At 70.9% G+C, this 15,772-nt stretch carries 20 protein-coding genes; 11 read left to right on the top strand and 9 right to left on the bottom strand.

The genetic code is table 11. From position 1 onward, the window contains the following. Positions 1-21 precede the first annotated feature (21 nt). The gene (locus BLW43_RS01550) at positions 22-1,203 is read left to right on the top strand and encodes a MalY/PatB family protein (protein ID WP_093247720.1); all 1,182 of its coding nucleotides are present in this window, start codon (positions 22-24) and stop codon (positions 1,201-1,203) included. A 13-nt stretch (positions 1,204-1,216) separates the two neighbouring features. Here BLW43_RS01550 and BLW43_RS01545 read toward each other — a convergent pair whose 3' ends face one another. Further along, entirely contained in the window at positions 1,217-1,531 is a 315-nt protein-coding gene (locus BLW43_RS01545; RefSeq protein WP_245730871.1) for a hypothetical protein, read from the bottom strand. 200 nt (positions 1,532-1,731) lie between these two features. Further along, entirely contained in the window at positions 1,732-3,228 is a 1,497-nt protein-coding gene (locus tag BLW43_RS01540) for a CoA-acylating methylmalonate-semialdehyde dehydrogenase (protein WP_093247719.1), read from the bottom strand. A 212-nt stretch (positions 3,229-3,440) separates the two neighbouring features. On the opposite strand from BLW43_RS01540, the gene BLW43_RS01535 reads away from it, so the two are divergent. The 7 genes from BLW43_RS01535 to BLW43_RS01505 all read left to right on the top strand — a co-directional run bounded on the left by BLW43_RS01535 (position 3,441) and on the right by BLW43_RS01505 (position 8,388). Beyond that, positions 3,441-4,019 (top strand): GNAT family N-acetyltransferase, encoded by a 579-nt coding sequence (locus tag BLW43_RS01535; RefSeq protein ID WP_175478707.1) that lies wholly within the window; start codon positions 3,441-3,443, stop codon positions 4,017-4,019. Between the two features lie 67 nt (positions 4,020-4,086). Beyond that, positions 4,087-4,653: an NnrU family protein gene (locus BLW43_RS01530; RefSeq protein ID WP_093247716.1), complete on the top strand. Its 567-nt coding sequence runs from the start codon at positions 4,087-4,089 to the stop codon at positions 4,651-4,653. A 4-nt stretch (positions 4,654-4,657) separates the two neighbouring features. Continuing rightward, positions 4,658-4,864 (top strand): DUF1737 domain-containing protein, encoded by a 207-nt coding sequence (locus tag BLW43_RS01525; protein WP_093247714.1) that lies wholly within the window; start codon positions 4,658-4,660, stop codon positions 4,862-4,864. 126 nt (positions 4,865-4,990) lie between these two features. Next, complete coding sequence (gene sdhC / locus BLW43_RS01520) at positions 4,991-5,374, top strand: succinate dehydrogenase, cytochrome b556 subunit (protein WP_093247713.1); 384 nt, start codon at positions 4,991-4,993, stop codon at positions 5,372-5,374. 13 nt (positions 5,375-5,387) lie between these two features. Then, the gene (gene sdhD, locus BLW43_RS01515; RefSeq protein WP_093247712.1) at positions 5,388-5,768 is read left to right on the top strand and encodes a succinate dehydrogenase, hydrophobic membrane anchor protein; all 381 of its coding nucleotides are present in this window, start codon (positions 5,388-5,390) and stop codon (positions 5,766-5,768) included. A 25-nt stretch (positions 5,769-5,793) separates the two neighbouring features. Continuing rightward, positions 5,794-7,593 (top strand): succinate dehydrogenase flavoprotein subunit, encoded by a 1,800-nt coding sequence (gene sdhA / locus BLW43_RS01510; protein WP_093247710.1) that lies wholly within the window; start codon positions 5,794-5,796, stop codon positions 7,591-7,593. Positions 7,594-7,608: 15 nt separating this feature from the next. Next, complete coding sequence (locus BLW43_RS01505) at positions 7,609-8,388, top strand: succinate dehydrogenase iron-sulfur subunit (protein WP_093247709.1); 780 nt, start codon at positions 7,609-7,611, stop codon at positions 8,386-8,388. 119 nt (positions 8,389-8,507) lie between these two features. On the opposite strand, the gene BLW43_RS01500 is transcribed toward BLW43_RS01505, so the two are convergent. Continuing rightward, a complete protein-coding gene (locus BLW43_RS01500) occupies positions 8,508-9,362 on the bottom strand; it encodes a TIGR01459 family HAD-type hydrolase (protein WP_093247708.1) in 855 nt (284 codons plus the stop codon). A 218-nt stretch (positions 9,363-9,580) separates the two neighbouring features. On the opposite strand from BLW43_RS01500, the gene rplM reads away from it, so the two are divergent. After that, the gene (gene rplM / locus BLW43_RS01495) at positions 9,581-10,060 is read left to right on the top strand and encodes a 50S ribosomal protein L13 (protein WP_093247707.1); all 480 of its coding nucleotides are present in this window, start codon (positions 9,581-9,583) and stop codon (positions 10,058-10,060) included. 2 nt (positions 10,061-10,062) lie between these two features. Next, entirely contained in the window at positions 10,063-10,548 is a 486-nt protein-coding gene (gene rpsI / locus BLW43_RS01490) for a 30S ribosomal protein S9 (RefSeq protein ID WP_093247705.1), read from the top strand. A gap of 90 nt (positions 10,549-10,638) precedes the next feature. Here rpsI and BLW43_RS01485 read toward each other — a convergent pair whose 3' ends face one another. Continuing rightward, positions 10,639-11,100, bottom strand: coding sequence for an iron-sulfur cluster assembly scaffold protein (locus BLW43_RS01485; RefSeq protein ID WP_093247703.1), 462 nt, complete (start codon positions 11,098-11,100; stop codon positions 10,639-10,641). Between the two features lie 92 nt (positions 11,101-11,192). Between BLW43_RS01485 and hisI the strand changes: the two genes are divergently transcribed. Beyond that, positions 11,193-11,543 (top strand): phosphoribosyl-AMP cyclohydrolase, encoded by a 351-nt coding sequence (gene hisI, locus BLW43_RS01480; protein ID WP_093247701.1) that lies wholly within the window; start codon positions 11,193-11,195, stop codon positions 11,541-11,543. A 5-nt stretch (positions 11,544-11,548) separates the two neighbouring features. On the opposite strand, the gene gluQRS is transcribed toward hisI, so the two are convergent. The 5 genes from gluQRS to BLW43_RS01455 are packed head-to-tail and all read right to left on the bottom strand — an operon-like array spanning position 11,549 to position 15,716. Then, complete coding sequence (gene gluQRS / locus BLW43_RS01475; protein WP_093247699.1) at positions 11,549-12,406, bottom strand: tRNA glutamyl-Q(34) synthetase GluQRS; 858 nt, start codon at positions 12,404-12,406, stop codon at positions 11,549-11,551. Between the two features lie 9 nt (positions 12,407-12,415). Further along, entirely contained in the window at positions 12,416-13,066 is a 651-nt protein-coding gene (gene scpB / locus BLW43_RS01470) for an SMC-Scp complex subunit ScpB (RefSeq protein ID WP_093247697.1), read from the bottom strand. Further along, the gene (locus tag BLW43_RS01465; protein ID WP_093247696.1) at positions 13,063-13,869 is read right to left on the bottom strand and encodes a segregation and condensation protein A; all 807 of its coding nucleotides are present in this window, start codon (positions 13,867-13,869) and stop codon (positions 13,063-13,065) included. The genes scpB and BLW43_RS01465 overlap by 4 nt, the downstream gene beginning before the upstream one ends. Further along, positions 13,859-14,845: a glycoside hydrolase family 3 N-terminal domain-containing protein gene (locus tag BLW43_RS01460; RefSeq protein ID WP_245730870.1), complete on the bottom strand. Its 987-nt coding sequence runs from the start codon at positions 14,843-14,845 to the stop codon at positions 13,859-13,861. Before BLW43_RS01460 ends, BLW43_RS01465 begins: the two co-directional genes overlap by 11 nt. A gap of 4 nt (positions 14,846-14,849) precedes the next feature. Continuing rightward, positions 14,850-15,716: an SPOR domain-containing protein gene (locus BLW43_RS01455; protein ID WP_093247694.1), complete on the bottom strand. Its 867-nt coding sequence runs from the start codon at positions 15,714-15,716 to the stop codon at positions 14,850-14,852. Between the last annotated feature and the right edge of the window lie 56 nt (positions 15,717-15,772).

The following is a 15,772-nucleotide window of genomic DNA, read 5'->3' as shown; positions in this document are numbered from 1 at the left end:
CACGTTGCGCAGGGGAGAAGCATGGCGTTCGACTTCGATCATCCGATTGACCGGCGGGGCACCCACGCCAACAAGTACGAAGCCATGGCCGCGCGCACCGGCGTGACGGCGCCGGACGGCATTCCGATGTGGGTGGCGGACATGGAGTTCGCCGCGCCGGAGCCGGTGCGCGAGCGGCTCGCCGAGGCCGTGCGCCATGGCGTCTTCGGCTATTACGGCGGCGACGAGAGCTGGCGCGCGGCGGTCTGCGGCTGGATGGCGCGGCGGCACGGCTGGGCCGTCGAGCCGGACTGGCTGACTGTCTCGCCCGGGGTCTGCGCCGCGCTGAGCATGGTCGTGCAGGCGTTCAGCGCGCCCGGCGCGGGCGTCGTGGTCTTCGCGCCCGTGTACCACGCCTTCGGCGCGCTGATCCGCGCCAACGGGCGGCGCGTCGTTGAGAGCCCGCTTCGGCAGGTCCAGGGCCGCTACGAGATGGATCTCGAGGCGCTCGGCGCGAACCTGCCGGCGGACGCGCGCATCGTCTTCCTGTGCAGCCCGCACAACCCCGGCGGCACGGTCTGGACGGCCGCGGAGCTGCGCGCCGTGGCGGCGTTCTGCGCGGAGCGCGACCTCATCCTCGTATCGGACGAGGTGTGGCACGATCTGGTGTTCGAGGGCGCGCGACACGTCCCCACCGCCGTCGCGGCGCCGGATGTCGCCGACCGGCTCATCACCTGCGCCGCGCCCTCCAAGACGTTCAACCTCGCGGGCGGCAGCGTCGCGGAGGTGATCATCGCGGACGCCGCGCTGCGCCGGCGGTATCGCGCGGCGGCGGACGCGGGCCATGCGATGAGCGGAAACCTGTTCGGGATGCTCGCGGCGGAGGCCGCCTATGACGGCGGCGCGCCATGGCTCGACGCGCTGCTCGCCTATCTCGCGGTCAACCGAGACGTCTTCGCCGCAGGGGTCGCAGAACGCGCGCCGGGGGCGCGGGTCATGCCGATGGCGTCGACCTACCTCGCCTGGACCGACTTCGCCGGGACCGGGCTCGACGCGGCCGACGTGATGCGCCGCCTGCAGGAGGCGGCGCGGATCGGCGTCAATTCGGGCCCGAGCTTCGGGACCGGCGGGCAGGGATGGGCGCGGTTCAACCTCGCCTGCAGCCGCTCGGTGATCGACACCGCGCTCGACCGTCTCGGCGAGGCGTTCTCCGACCTGCGCTGACGCGCGGCGGGGCTCAGACCGGGGGCGTCTCCAGCGAAGCGACGTCCTCGAGCCAGGCCTCGCCCGCCGCGACGGCGCACGACACGCCGTCGGGGCGGGTGACGAGGATGGTCCAGGTGCCGGTCTCGCTGGAGGCGAACACCTCGGTGACGGAGCCGCGGTTCTGCAGGCCGGCGCCGCGGCGCGTCTCGCCGTATTTCTTCTCGAGCTGGGTGACGATCTGATCGCGCGGGGCGCAGGGGGCCGCGCCGGTCGCGGCGTTCTCGGCGAGCGCGGGAGCGGCGAACAGGAACGCGAGGGCGCAGGCGGCGATGCTGGGCAGGCGCATGGAGACTACTCCTGGCTCTGGCGCGCGCGTGTCGCTGTCGCTCCACGCGCCGCGGGTGATCTGCACTCTTGACTTCATCGAAGTGTCATCGAGGCAGGGTCATTACCCGCAACATGCCCAAGAGGGACGAAGTTATCGTTAATATCGCGATCGGCCTCCCGCAGCGCAAGCTTTCGAAGCGCTGCGGGGTATTGTGCCCATTACATGGTCGGAATCGAGAACTCGGCGCCCTCTTTCACGCCAGAAGGCCAGCGCGACGTGACGGTTTTGGTCCGGGTGTAGAATCGGAAGGCGTCCGGCCCGTGCTGGTTCAGGTCGCCGAACATCGATTTCTTCCACCCGCCGAAGGTGTGGTAGGCGAGCGGCACCGGAATCGGCACGTTCACGCCGACCATGCCGACGTTGACCCGCGCCGCGAAATCCCGCGCGGCGTCGCCGTCTCGCGTGAAGATGGCGACGCCGTTGCCGTATTCGTGGTCCATGGCGAGCCCGAGTCCCTCCTCGTAGGTCGCCGCGCGGACCACCGACAGCACCGGGCCGAAGATCTCGGTGCGGTAGATGTCCATGTCGCGGGTCACGCGGTCGAACAGGCAGCCGCCCATGAAGTTGCCGTTCTCGTAGCCCTGCAACGAGAAGTTGCGGCCATCCACGACAAGCTCCGCGCCCTGCTCCACGCCGCGATCGACGAGGCTCTTGATGCGCGTCAGCGCCTCCGGCGTGATCACCGGCCCGAAGTCGACGTCCTCTCCGGCGGTGTAGGGGCCGACCTTCAGCGCTTCGATGCGCGGGGCGAGCCTCGCCACGAGCCTGTCGGCCGTCTCCTCGCCCACCGGCACGGCGACGGAGATCGCCATGCACCGCTCTCCCGCCGCGCCGTAGCCGGCGCCGATCAGCGCGTCGACGGCCTGATCGAGGTCGGCGTCGGGCATCACGATCATGTGGTTCTTGGCGCCGCCGAAGCACTGCACGCGCTTGCCCGCCGCCGTCCCGCGGGAATAGACGTAGTGGGCGATGGGCGTCGAGCCGACGAAGCCGACCGCCGCGATGTCGGGGTCGTCCAGAATCGCGTCCACCGCCTCCTTGTCGCCGTTGACGACGTTGAGCACGCCCGCCGGCAGCCCCGCCTCGATCATCAGTTCGGCGAGCATCAGCGGCACCGACGGGTCGCGCTCGGAGGGCTTGAGGATGAAGGCGTTGCCGCAGGCGATGGCGGGGCAGAACTTCCACATCGGGATCATGGCCGGAAAGTTGAACGGCGTGATGCCGGCGGTCACGCCGAGCGGCTGGCGCATGGAGTACATGTCGATGCCGGGCCCGGCGCCCTCGGTGTATTCGCCCTTCAGCAGATGGGGCGCGCCGATGCAGAACTCCGCGACTTCCAGGCCGCGCTGCACGTCGCCGCGCGCGTCCGGCAGCGTCTTGCCGTGCTCGCGCGAGAGCGCCTCGGCGAGCTTGTCCATGTCGCGTTGCAGCAGCTGCACGAAGCGCATCATGACGCGCGCGCGGCGCTGCGGGTTGGTCGCGCCCCATCCGGGCTGCGCCTTCAGCGCCGATTCCACCGCGGCGCGGACCTCGTCGCCGCTTGCGAGCGGCGCGCGCTTCTCGACTTCCCCGGTCGCAGGGTTGAAGACGTCGGCGAAGCGCCCCGACCGGCCTGCGACATGCGCGCCGTCAATGAAGTGCGTGAGGTCCTGCATCGTCTCCCTTTCCGCCGCTGAAGGGCCAGTCGCCCGCGGCCTTCATACGCCAGCCCTGCGCCGCAAGCATCGTGGGCTTGCGGGGTCAGCGGCTTTTCGACGTTCATAAAGCGATTACCTCCGTGAGGTAAATCGCGTCTGCGAAGAACGCCTGGGAGGGCGACGGGAGTGGCGGCGGCCGCGCCATTGGCGAGGGTGTTGCGCAGATGACCATGACCGAGAGACGCAGGCGACATGGGGGCGTGTTTCGCGAACTCTGGTCGCTCGACTGGGTGCACTACACCGCCCACCTGAAGCGGCTGAGCCCCGAGGATCGCGTTTCACGCTTCCACGGCGTGGTGCGCGATCATCGCATCGAGGCGCACGCCCGAGAGGCCCTGCGGCGGCCGGGCCGCGTGCTGGGATGGTTCGACGGTGGAACGCTGCGGGCCGCCGCGGAGGTGGCTTTTGCGCCGGGCGAGACCGAAGCGGAGGCGGCTTTCGAGGTCGAGCAGTCGTATCGCGGCCGGGGCGTCGGCACCGAACTCGTGGCCCGAACGCTCCTTTGGTCGCGCAATCGCGGCGTGCGCAGGCTGCTGATCCACACCACGCGCCGGAACCTGCCGATGCTGCGCGCGGCGCAGGCGAATGGCGCCGCCTTCGAGTTCGACATCGCGGACGCGGAGGGCGTGATCGCCGCCGAGGCCCCGAACCTGCTCAGCCACACGGCGGAGGCGATGCAGGCGCTGGAGGACGCATGGCGATGGAGCCTGAGGCGCTTCGGCGGAGGCGGGATGGCGCCGTTCCTCTGACGGTTTCGGCTTGAAGACCGCGCGCCCCCGCGCCAATGGTCCTCGGGTCTGAACGAGAGGGGCGACCATGGCGATTCTGATCCTGGGGCTGGCGCTGTTCTGCGCCGTCCATCTGATCCCGACGGCGCGTCCTCACACGCGCGCGGCGCTGGCCGAACGCTTCGGCGAAGGCGGCTTCAAGATCGGCTACACGGTGGTCTCGCTCATCGGGCTGCTGCTGATGATCTACGGCTACGGCGCTGCGGCCGGCGGCCCGATCCTGTGGTTCCCGCCGCCGTTTCTCGTGCACGTCAACAATCTGCTGATGCTGGTCGCCGTCGGCATCTTCATCGCGGGGCCGTTCGGGGGAGCCGTGGCGCGCGCCATCCGCCACCCCCAGCTCATCGGCCTCAAGACCTGGGCGATCGCGCATCTGCTGGTCAACGGCGACCTGAGATCTCTGGTGCTGTTCGGCGGCCTGCTCGCCTGGGCCGTCGTCAGCGTGATCATGATCAACAAGCGCGACGGGGCGCGGGTGAAGCCCGAGCCCGCGGCGCGCACCCGCGACCTCGCCCATGCCGGCGCCGCCGTCGTGGTCTTCCTCGCCGTCACGGCCGCGCACAACTGGCTCGGCGTCTGGCCGTTCCCGGGCTGAGGCGATGGCGACGCTGTACCGATTCCTGAGCGGCGACGACGACTCCGCCTTCTGCCACAAGGTCAGCGCGGCGCTGGCGGCCGGCTGGGCGTTGCATGGCGGGCCGTCCTACGCCTTCGATGCGGCCCGCGGCGTCATGCGCTGCGGCCAAGCGGTGATCAAGGACGTCGACGAAGCCTATGATCCGGCGATGAAGCTCGGCGAGCGGTAACGCGCTGCGACAGGCGGGCGGCTTGTCCTGCGGTCCGCATCGGCCGATTGTGCGCTGCGGCGACTCGCGAGCGGGCGCCGATCCCAGGACGCTCCGGTATCATCCGGGGCGGGCAAGGAGACGTTCATGGCAGACGTGAACCGGGGCGCGCGGCCGCTCTCGCCCCATCTTTCGGTCTACAAGCCCGAACTCAACATGGTGATGTCGATCATGCATCGGATCACCGGCGTCGGACTGACGCTCGGCGCGGCGCTGGTGGCCTGGTGGCTGCTGGCGGCGGCGACGAGCGCGGAATATTTCGCCTTCGTCGACGGGCTGATGACGTCCTGGCTCGGCGCGCTGCTGCTGATCGGCTCAACCGCGGCGCTGTGGTATCACTTCTGCAACGGGCTGCGGCATCTGGCCTGGGACGCGGGCTACGGCTTCGAACTCGACAAGGTCGACCAGTCTGGAAAGCTCATCATCGCCGCGACCGCGGCGCTCACCGCGCTCACCGTCGCGCTGGTCTGAGGGGGAAATCGTCATGAGCTATCAGACGCCCATGAGCCGGGTGATCGGCCTCGGCTCGGCGAAGGAGGGGGTCGGCCACTGGTGGAGCCAGCGCGTCAGCTCCATCGCGCTGATCCCGCTCACGCTGCTCGCGATCCTGCCGCTCGGCCGCGCCATCGGGGCGGGGCGCGACGCGGTGCTCGCGACCTACGCCGACCCGTTCAACGCGCTGGTCATGCTTCTGCTGATCGGCGTGACGTTCCGCCACCTTCAGCAGGGCTTGCAGGTGGTCATCGAGGACTATGTCCACCACAGGGCTTGGCGGACGGGCCTGCTGCTCGCGAATTCGGGCTTCTGCTGGATCGTGGGCCTGGCCGGCGCATTCGGCGTGGCGAAAATTGCGCTGAGCGCGTGACGCGGGCGGCCTGACGGGGAAAGACATGGCTAATTCATACGATTACGTCGATCACGCCTATGATGTCGTTGTGGTCGGCGCCGGCGGCTCGGGGCTGCGGGCGACGCTCGGCATGGCGGAGCAGGGCCTGCGCACGGCCTGCGTCACCAAGGTGTTCCCGACGCGCAGCCACACGGTCGCAGCCCAGGGCGGCATCGCCGCGAGCCTCGGCAACATGGGGCCCGACAGCTGGCAGTGGCACATGTACGACACGGTGAAGGGCTCCGACTGGCTCGGCGACACCGACGCGATGGAGTACCTCGCGCGCGAGGCGCCGAAGGCTGTCTACGAGCTCGAGCACTACGGCGTTCCGTTCTCGCGCACCGAGGACGGCAAGATCTACCAGCGCCCCTTTGGCGGCCACACCACGGAGTACGGCGAGGGCCCGCCGGTGCAGCGCACCTGCGCCGCCGCCGACCGCACCGGCCACGCCATCCTGCACACCCTCTACGGCCAGAGCCTCAAGCAGGGCGCGGAGTTCTACATCGAGCACTTCGCGACCGACCTCATCATGAACGATGAGGGCGCCTGCGTCGGCGTCGTGACCTGGGATCTCGAAAGCGGCCAGGTGCACCGCTTCCGCGCCAAGATGGTGGTGCTCGCGACCGGGGGCTATGGTCGCGCCTACTTCTCCGCCACCTCGGCGCACACCTGCACCGGCGACGGCGGCGGCATGGCGGCGCGCGCCGGCATTCCGCTGCAGGACATGGAGTTCGTGCAGTTCCACCCCACCGGCATCTACGGCGCCGGCTGCCTGATCACCGAGGGCGCGCGGGGCGAGGGCGGCTACCTCACCAACTCCGAGGGCGAGCGCTTCATGGAGCGCTATGCGCCGACCTACAAGGATCTCGCCTCGCGCGACGTCGTCTCGCGCTGCATGACCATGGAGATCCGCGAGGGCCGCGGCGTCGGCGAGCGCAAGGATCACATCCACCTGCATCTCAACCACCTGCCGCCCGAAGTTCTCGCCGAGCGTCTGCCCGGCATCTCCGAGAGCGCGCGCATCTTCGCCGGCGTCGACCTGACGCGAGAGCCCATCCCGGTCCTGCCGACGGTTCACTACAACATGGGCGGCGTGCCGACGAACTACTGGGGAGAGGTGCTGCGACCGACCGAGAGCGACCCGGACGCTGTCGTTCCCGGCCTCATGGCCGTGGGCGAGGCGGGCTGCGCGAGCGTGCACGGCGCGAACCGGCTCGGCTCGAACTCGCTGATCGACCTCGTGGTGTTCGGACGCGCGGCGGCGATCAGGGCGGGCCAGACCGTCGAGCGCGGCACGGCGGCGCCGGACCTCGACAGGAACGCGCTCGACAAGGCGATGGCGCGGTTCGACCGCATCCGGCATTCGAGCGGCGACACCCCGACGGCGAGCCTGCGCGACAAGATGCAGCGCGCGATGCAGGAAGACGCCGCCGTGTTCCGCACCGAGGAGACGCTGAAGCAGGGCTGCCAGCGCATCAGCGGCATCTGGCAGGAGGCGGCAGATATCCGCGTCACGGACAGGTCGATGATCTGGAACTCCGACCTGATGGAGACGCTGGAGTTCGAGAACCTGATGGCGAACGCCATCACGACCGTCTATTCGGCGGAAGCGCGCACGGAGAGCCGCGGCGCCCACGCCCGCGAGGACTATTCCAGCCGCGACGACGCCGAATGGCGCAAGCATACGCTGGCCTGGCTGTCCGACACCGGACATGTGACGCTCGGCTATCGGCCGGTTCATCTGGAGCCGCTGTCGAACGGCATCGAAATGGCCAAGATTGCGCCCAAGGCGCGAGTGTACTGACCGGGAGCCTGCATCATGGTTGAGTTCAACCTGCCGAAAAACTCCCGGATCGTGGCCGGGAAGACGTGGCCGAAACCCGAAGACGCCAAGAACGTCAAGGCGTTCCGCATCTATCGGTGGGATCCGGACACCGGCGACAACCCGCGCGTCGACACCTATTTCATCGATCGCGACAAATGCGGGCCGATGGTTCTCGACGGGATCATCAAGATCAAGAACGAGATCGACCCGACGCTGACCTTCCGGCGCTCGTGCCGCGAGGGCATCTGCGGTTCCTGCGCGATGAACATCGACGGGCTGAACACGCTCGCCTGCACCAAGGGCATCGACGAGATCTCCGGCGACGTGAAGATCTACCCGCTGCCGCACATGCCCGTGATCAAGGATCTGATCCCCGATCTGACGCATTTCTACGCGCAGCACGCGGCGATCCAGCCATGGTTGGAGACAAAGACGGCGACGCCGGGGACGGAGTGGCGGCAGTCCATCGAAGACCGCAAGAAGCTCGACGGCCTCTATGAATGCGTGATGTGCGCCTGTTGTTCGACCTCCTGCCCGAGCTATTGGTGGAACGGCGACCGGTATCTTGGTCCGGCCGCGCTGCTGCACGCGTATCGCTGGCTGATCGACAGCCGCGACGAGGCCACTGGCGAGCGGCTCGACGCGCTGGAGGATCCGTTCAAGCTCTACCGCTGCCACACCATCATGAACTGCGCCAAGGCCTGTCCGAAGGGCCTCAACCCGGCGAAGGCGATCGCCGAGGTGAAGAAGATGATGGTCGAGCGCACGCTCTGAGGCGCTTGACCCGCTCGCGCCGCCCGGCGCCCTTGGCCGCAATGGACGCCCGCCTCGTGCGGGCGCTCTTTCGTTGGGCCCTCAGGGGGTGAGGGAGGCGCTCCGCCTGCAGGGCGGGCTCAGCGCAGCCGACCCATGGCGTAGGTGGGCCTCACGCCTTCCGCCGCGATGAACCGGGCTACCGCTTCCGGGTCGGGGTTCTCGGGGTCGCCGCCGATCACGTCATGGGCGATGCCGCCGGCGAGAAAGATGCTGTCGAAGCCGTGGTTTAGGCCGCCGAGCACGTCGGTACGGATGCCGTCGCCCACGGCGAGCACACGGTGCGGGCCTGCGCCGCACAGGTCGTTCAGCCTGGCGGCGCCAAGACGGTAGATCGGCGCGTGCGGCTTGCCGGAATGGGTCACGACGCCGCCGGCGGCCTCATAGGCGGCGGCGACGGCGCCGGCGCAGTAGAGCCGCGTCTCGCCGCGGTCGACGATGAGATCGGGGTTGGCGCACAGCATCGGCAGCGCGCGGGACTTCCACAGCGCGATGTCGTCGGCGTAATGGGCCGGGGTCTCGAAGCTGTCGTCGCGCAGGCCGACGGCGATGACGCTCTCGGCTTTTTCGGCGGCAACGAGTTCGACCTCGGCCCCGTCGAAAAAGCTCAGGTCGCGCTCCGGCCCGAGATAGTGCACGCGCCGCCCGAAGCGGTGCGAGGCGACCTCGGCGCGCGCCGCGTCGCCGGAGCTCACGATGGCGTCATGGGTGTCGGTCGGCGCGCCCATGCGCGCGAGATGGCCTGCCACCTGGTCGGCCGAGCGTGGCGCGTTGGTCATCAGGATCACGGTCTTGCCCGCGGCGCGGAACGCGCGCAGCGCCGCCACGGCGGCCGGGTAGGGGGCCAGCCCGTTATGATAGCAGCCCCAGAGATCGCAGTAGAGCGCGTCGTAGTGGTCCGCAACGTCCTCAAGGCTTTCGATGATGCGCGTCACGCCGCCCTCCGCGAATGGATGTCGCGGGGATAGGGCCGCGCGGCCCCGGGGTCAACGCGGCGCTGCGCAAATGCGTGGTATTGAGATACCCCATATGTCAGCATATTGGCTTTGCACGCAGAATCGCGGTGTCGCAAGATTGACAAGCGCCGCGAAATCGCTATCCACCGCGCTGGACAACGCGGGCGCCCATGCGTCTTTCGAGCGAAAGCGAAAACATGAAAACCTTCAGCGCCAAACCGGCGGACATCGACAAGAAGTGGGTGGTGATCGACGCGCAGGGCATCGTCCTCGGCCGTCTCGCCTCCATCATCGCCATGCGCCTGCGCGGCAAGCACAAGCCCAGCTTCACCCCGCACATGGACATGGGCGACAACGTGATCGTCGTGAACGCGCGCGAGGTCCAGATGACCGGCAACAAGCGCGCCGACAAGACCTACTACCGCCACACCGGCTATCCGGGCGGCATCAAGTCGACCACCGCCGGCAAGGTGCTTGAGGGCAAGCACCCCGAGCGCGTGATCGAGATGGCCGTGAAGCGGATGATGCCGGGCGGCCCGCTGACCCGCAAGCAGCTCTCCAACCTGCGCGTCTATGGCGGCGCCGAGCACCCGCACGAGGCGCAGCAGCCGCTTCCCCTTGACGTGGCCGCGATGAACCCGAAGAACACCCGTTCCTCCGCTGACCGGAGCGCCTGAGCATGGATGACATCCGCACCCTTGACGACCTGAAAGAGGCCGTCGCCGACAGCGATCTCGACGCAGACATCGCGCTCGTCCGCGAGCCGAAGCGCGACGCGCTCGGCCGCAGCTACGCCACCGGCAAGCGCAAGGACGCCATCGCCCGCGTCTGGGTGAAGCCGGGCCGCGGCGCGGTGATGGTCAACGGCAAGGAGATGGCGGCGTATTTTGCGCGGCCGGTGCTGCAGATGGTGATCGGGCAGGCCTTCACGGTCGCCAACGTCGCCGGGCAGTTCGACGTCTACGCAACGGTGAAGGGCGGCGGGCTCTCGGGCCAGGCCGGCGCCGTGAAGCACGGCATCTCCAAGGCGCTGACGCTTTATGATCCCACGCTGCGCCCCGCGCTGAAGGCCGCCGGCTTCCTCACCCGTGACGCCCGCGTGGTGGAGCGCAAGAAGTACGGCAAGCGCAAGGCGCGGCGGAGCTTCCAGTTCTCCAAGCGCTGAGCCGAGGGGAAAACGACGACGGCCCGCCTATCGGCGGGCCGTATGCTTTCGGGGAGTTCGGGCGCGGCGCGGCGACCGCCCGGAAGAGCGTCAGGACGTGCGTGCGTGGGCCGACGCGGCGGCCGCGTCGATGGCGCCGAGCGTCGCGTCCCACGCCAGCAGGATCGAGGCGTGGCGATTCTTGTACTCGGCGGCGGGGCGCAGCGCCTCCAGCCCGTCGAAGGGGACCGCCGGCGGCTCGCCGCCCTGCTTCAGCATCGCCTTGAGCGCGTCGCGCGCGCCGGCGATCTCGTCGCGGGTGCGACCGATCACGGCCCCGCCCAGCACCGAGGCGGAGGCCTGGCCAAGCGCGCAGGCCTTGACGTCCTGCCCGAAGCCGGCGATGCGGTCTCCGTCAAGCGTCACGTCCACCGTGACGGTCGATCCGCAGAGCGGGGAGCGCTTCGTGGCGCTGCCGTCCGGCGCGTCGAGCCGCTCGGCGTGCGGCAGGTCGGCCGCGAGCGCGAGGATGCGGCGCGAGTAGAGTTGGATAAGATCCTGACCGTCAGCCATGCTCAGGCTCCCTGCGCGTATCGTTGGTTGGGTTAGATAGCGCGGCGCGCGCGAATGTTAAAGCGCGCGCTTGCAGACGTGAAAGGTGGCCGATGCCGGAACCGTTCGACCCCGCCTCGCTCAGGTTCGACGCCGCAGGGCTCATCACGGCTGTCGCGCAGCAGCATGACACCGGCGAGGTGCTCATGGTGGCGTGGATGAACGCCGAGAGCGTCGCGCGCACGCTGGCGGAGGGGCGCGTCGTCTACTGGTCGCGTTCGCGCCGGGCGTTCTGGCGCAAGGGCGACACGTCGGGCCATGTGCAGCGGCTGGTGGAGATGCGGCTCGACTGCGACCGCGACACGCTGCTGCTGCTGGTCGATCAGACCGGGCCGGCCTGCCACACCGGGCGGCGCTCCTGCTTCTTCACGGCGGTGCGCGAGGGGGCGGAAACGGCGATCTGAGGCGCTCAGGCCGCCGGGAGGCCGAGCCTCGCGCGGATGCCTGCCGGCGTCGCGCCGGCCTCGCGCAGGGAGGCCAGCGAGCGGGCGTCGTCGCGCTTGGCGAGGCGGCGGCCGAACCCGTCGCGGATCAGCTGGTGATGGCGCCAGACCGGCGGGGCGAGGCCGAGCAGCGCCTGCAGCAGGCGATGCAGCGGCGCGGCCTCGAACAGGTCTTCGCCTCGGGTGACGCAGGTCACGCCCTGGGCCGCGTCATCCACGACCACGGCGAGATGATAGGCGGCGAAGCCGTCCTTGCGGGCCAGCACGACGTCGCCCAGGCCGCGCAGCAGCGCGTCGGGGTTGAGCGGCAGGCGGCCGGTCTCGCCGTTCGGGCCGGCGCCGATCTCGTCGAGTGCGAGGCCGGGCGGCGCGGCGGCGAACGCCGAGGCGAGGTCGAGTCGGAGCGCGGCGGGCTTTGACGGGTCGACGGCGGCGCCGCGGCAGGTTCCGGGATAGACGGCGGCCGCGTCGCCCTCCTGCGGCGCGGCGGCGGCGGCGATGTCGGCGCGGGTGCAGACGCAAGGGTAGAGCAGCCCGCGCGCAGCGAGCCGGTCGAGCGCCGCGCTGTATGCGTCGGCGCGGGCTGACTGGCGCATCACCGGCCTCTCCCAGCGCAGCCCCAGCCAGCCGAGTTCGCGGAAGATGGCGTCGACGAACGTCTCGCGGGCGCGGCCCTCGTCGAGATCCTCGATGCGCAGGAGGAAGCGGCCGCCGGCCTGCCGCGCCGCGTCATGCGCCAGCATCGCCGAAAAGGCGTGGCCGAGATGCAGCAGGCCGGTGGGGCTGGGGGCGAAGCGTTCGACAGGGGGCGGCGCCGGCGCCATGGCGGCGGCTCAGTCGAAAAGTTCGTCCATGTCGGGGCCGCGGGGCGGCTCGGCGTCGGCCATGGCGGAGGTGATCCCGCCGGGCATCGCGACGTCCTGACGGCCCGAGAGCAGCCCGGCCTCGCGCAGTTCCTTGAGGCCGGGCAGGTCGGTCGCCGCGCTCAGGCCGAAATGGTCGAGGAACGCCTGCGTCGTGATGAAGGTCGCGGGGCGGCCGGGGGAGAAGCGGCGGCGGCCGAGCTTCACCCAGCCCAGCTCCAGCAGCAGGTCGAGCGTGCCCTTGGAGACGGCGACGCCGCGGATCTCCTCGATCTCGGCGCGGGTGACGGGCTGGTGATAGGCGACGATGGCCAGCGTCTCCATCGCCGCGCGGCTGAGCCGGCGGGTCTCGCTCTGCTCACGGTTCATCAGGAAGCCGAGATCGGGCGCGGTGCGGAAGGCCCAGGCCTCGCCCACGCGGCAGAGCGTGACGCCGCGGCCGTCATAGCGCGCCTGAAGCCGGGCGAGCGTGGCGGCGGGGTCGGCGCCTTCGGGCAGGCGATCGGCGAGCGCGCGCGGCGTTAGGGGTTCGGCGCTGGCGAAGAGCAGGGCTTCGACCATGCGCTCCTGCTCAGCCTCCTGCGGGGCGTCGAACAGGCCTTGCGAGGGGGTGTGGTTCATGACGGCTGCTCCGCGTCGAATGCCTTGGCGCGCAGGTAGACCGGGGCGAAGGGCGCGTCCTGCCTTAGCGAGAGCACGCCCCTTCGCGCGAGCTCCAGCGTCGCGGCGAAGGTGGAGGCGCAGGCGCTGCGGCGGCGCTGCGGCGTCGTGAGCCAGTCGGCCGGCAGCATCGCGCTCAGCGCGCGCCAGTCCTCGGCGGTGACGGCGAGCAGGCGCTGGAGCCTGGCGAAGGCGTCCTCCAGCGTCAGCACCGCCGGCCGCTTCATGTGCAGCGGCTCATAGGCGTCGCGCGTCTTGACCGAGGCGTAGGCGCGCAGAAGGTCCATCAGCTCGGCGCGCCACTCGGTCGTCGTGGTCTGGCCGGCCGTCTCGGGCGCGCCGCGCGGAAAACGGTCGCGGCCCATCAGGTCGCCGCCGAAAAGGCGCGCGGCGGCGCGGCGCATCGCCTCCAGCCGCTCCAGCTGGAAGGCCAGCCGGGCCGCCATGTCCTCGGCGCTGGGGCCGGGCCCCTGCGCGGGCTGGGGCAGCAGCAGGCGCGACTTCAGGAAGGCGAGCCAGGCCGCCATCACCAGGTAGTCGGCTGCGAGCTCGATGCGCAGGCGCTCGGCGGCGGCGACGAAGGCGAGGTAGCGCTCCGCGAGCTGCAGCACCGAGACGCGGCGCAGGTCGACCTTCTGGCTGCGCGCCAGCGTCAGCAGCAGGTCGAGCGGACCCTCGAAGCCGTCCACGTCGACCAGCAGCGCCTCGGCGTCGGGGTCGAGCGGCGGGGGGTGCATCGCCCCGGGCGCGAAATCATCGGGCATCGGCGCGCTCCATGCTCGGAGCCGTTTCCGGCCTGCCGGGGCGGGCGGCGAGGGCGGCGTCGGCGCGGTCGCGGGCTCGGCCCGCCAGGCGCGGCGCCGCCTCGGCGACGGCCTCCATCTCGGCGCGGTCGCCGGTGCAGTGGAGCACGAGGTCGCAGCCGGCCTTCAGCGCGCGGGCGGCGCGCTCGGCGGCGGTCCCGCTCAGCGCGCCCATCGCAAGGTCATCGGTCATCAGCAGGCCGTCGAAACCGATCTCCGTGCGGATGACCTCGATGACCGCCGGCGAGAAGGTGGCGCAGGCGTCGGGGTCGATGGCCGGCAGCATCAGGTGTCCGGTCATCGCCATGGCGGCGTCGGCGTTGGCGCGGAACGGCGCGAAGTCGACGGCGCGCAGCGTCTCGATGTCGGCTTCGATCACCGGCAATTCGCGATGGCTGTCGACGCGCGCGCGCCCGTGGCCGGGGATGTGCTTCACGACGGCGCTGACGCCGCCCCCGGCCATGGCCTCGCGGATGGCCCGGCCATGGCGCGCCACCGTCTCCGCATCCGAACCCAGCGCGCGCGGCGTGAGGAAAGGGTGGCAGTCGGGCGCGGCGACGTCGAGCACCGGCGCGCAGTTGACGTCCACGCCGCAGGCGGAAAGCTCCAGCGCGATGGCGCGGTAGCGGTCGCGCAGCATCGCGTCGCGCGCCCCTGGCGGCGTGGCGGCGATGTGGTCGGCGACGTCGGGCCACTCGCGCCAGACCGGCCCGCGCAGGCGGGCGACGCGGCCGCCCTCCTGGTCGATCAGGATCGGCGCGTCGCGGCCCACGGCGTCGCGCAGGGAGGCGCAGAGCGCGGAAAGCTGCCCCGGCGTCTCGACGTTGCGGCCGAAGAGGATGAAGCCCCAAGGGTCGGCGGCCCGGAAGAAATCCCGCTCCATGGGCGTTGGTGTCGGGCCGGACAGGCCGAAGATCGCGGCGCGGGCGGCGTTCACCGGGTCATCTCGGCGGCACGATGCAGTCGAGGCCGCGCGCCTTGAGCGCCTCGCACATCTCGCGCGCCTCCGCGTCGCTGGCGAAGGGGCCGGCGCGCAGGCGATGCAGGGTGCGGGTGGCGCCGGCGACGGGCGAGACGACCGGGCCGCGCCCGGCGAGCAGCCCGTCGCTGCGGCGCACGATGCCGGGCCAGCGGCCGCGGGCGTCCTCGCCCGTCAGATAGGCGCCGAGCTGGACCATGGGCCCATCCGCCGAACCGTCAGCCGGCGCGGCGGCAGGCGGCGCGGCGGGCGCGGTCATCGCAGCGGCTTGCGCCGCCGGGCTGGCGCCGGCGACGTCGAACGAGGCTGGCCGCGGGCGCGGCGACGGAGCGCCCTGCGGCGCTTCGGCCCTGCCCGCGTCGGGAGCGGCCCCGCCGGTCACGGAGGCCACGAGCTGGTCGATCTCGGCCCCGAGGGAGGCGAGGGCGCTCGGCTCCTCGGCGGACGGCGCATCGACCGCTTCCTGCTCGCGACCGGTGGCCGCCGAGCGCGCGACCTCGACATCCTCGGCGACGGGCGTCTCGGCGGGCGGCGCCAGCGTCACCGGGCGCTCGGGCGTCGGCGCGCCCTCCATCAGGCCATAGACCGAGCGGCCCTGGTGGGCGAAGCGCGCGCCGCCGGGATCCTCCGGGCGGATCTTCGCGGGGCCTTCGACGGCGCGGATCACGGGGACGTCCGAGGCGTCCCGCACGCCCAGACGGTAGGTCCACGCCACCACCAGCCCCAGCACCACCAGCGACGCCACCGCGGCGGCCGCGGCGCTCAGCCTGCCGACGCCGCGTGTCCCGATGTCGTCATACGCTTCATAGACCTGGGAATCGTCCCGCATGGGCCGTTGCGCCTGTTCCTGCCCGCGGTCGCGTCTTTCGCCTGTCGGCGGAGCGC

The sequence above is a fragment of the Rubrimonas cliftonensis genome, assembly GCF_900107585.1.
Taxonomy (GTDB): domain Bacteria; phylum Pseudomonadota; class Alphaproteobacteria; order Rhodobacterales; family Rhodobacteraceae; genus Rubrimonas; species Rubrimonas cliftonensis.
Note: the sequence above shows the minus strand (reverse complement) of the source record. Positions and strands in the feature narration are given on the sequence as shown.

Excerpts from the sequence above, each read along its gene's own strand:
- BLW43_RS01465 (WP_093247696.1), bottom strand. The coding sequence starts at position 13,869 with ATGCCCGATGATTTCGCGCCCGGGGCGATGCACCCCCCGCCGCTCGAC.
- BLW43_RS01455 (WP_093247694.1), bottom strand. The coding sequence starts at position 15,716 with ATGCGGGACGATTCCCAGGTCTATGAAGCGTATGACGACATCGGGACA.
- BLW43_RS01535 (WP_175478707.1), top strand. The coding sequence starts at position 3,441 with ATGACCGAGAGACGCAGGCGACATGGGGGCGTGTTTCGCGAACTCTGG.
- BLW43_RS01540 (WP_093247719.1), bottom strand. The coding sequence starts at position 3,228 with ATGCAGGACCTCACGCACTTCATTGACGGCGCGCATGTCGCAGGCCGG.
- BLW43_RS01505 (WP_093247709.1), top strand. The coding sequence starts at position 7,609 with ATGGTTGAGTTCAACCTGCCGAAAAACTCCCGGATCGTGGCCGGGAAG.
- scpB (WP_093247697.1), bottom strand. The coding sequence starts at position 13,066 with ATGAACCACACCCCCTCGCAAGGCCTGTTCGACGCCCCGCAGGAGGCT.
- BLW43_RS01485 (WP_093247703.1), bottom strand. The coding sequence starts at position 11,100 with ATGGCTGACGGTCAGGATCTTATCCAACTCTACTCGCGCCGCATCCTC.
- gluQRS (WP_093247699.1), bottom strand. The coding sequence starts at position 12,406 with ATGGCGCCGGCGCCGCCCCCTGTCGAACGCTTCGCCCCCAGCCCCACC.
- BLW43_RS01550 (WP_093247720.1), top strand. The coding sequence starts at position 22 with ATGGCGTTCGACTTCGATCATCCGATTGACCGGCGGGGCACCCACGCC.
- rplM (WP_093247707.1), top strand. The coding sequence starts at position 9,581 with ATGAAAACCTTCAGCGCCAAACCGGCGGACATCGACAAGAAGTGGGTG.
- sdhA (WP_093247710.1), top strand. The coding sequence starts at position 5,794 with ATGGCTAATTCATACGATTACGTCGATCACGCCTATGATGTCGTTGTG.
- BLW43_RS01545 (WP_245730871.1), bottom strand. The coding sequence starts at position 1,531 with ATGCGCCTGCCCAGCATCGCCGCCTGCGCCCTCGCGTTCCTGTTCGCC.
- BLW43_RS01525 (WP_093247714.1), top strand. The coding sequence starts at position 4,658 with ATGGCGACGCTGTACCGATTCCTGAGCGGCGACGACGACTCCGCCTTC.
- sdhC (WP_093247713.1), top strand. The coding sequence starts at position 4,991 with ATGGCAGACGTGAACCGGGGCGCGCGGCCGCTCTCGCCCCATCTTTCG.
- rpsI (WP_093247705.1), top strand. The coding sequence starts at position 10,063 with ATGGATGACATCCGCACCCTTGACGACCTGAAAGAGGCCGTCGCCGAC.
- sdhD (WP_093247712.1), top strand. The coding sequence starts at position 5,388 with ATGAGCTATCAGACGCCCATGAGCCGGGTGATCGGCCTCGGCTCGGCG.
- hisI (WP_093247701.1), top strand. The coding sequence starts at position 11,193 with ATGCCGGAACCGTTCGACCCCGCCTCGCTCAGGTTCGACGCCGCAGGG.
- BLW43_RS01530 (WP_093247716.1), top strand. The coding sequence starts at position 4,087 with ATGGCGATTCTGATCCTGGGGCTGGCGCTGTTCTGCGCCGTCCATCTG.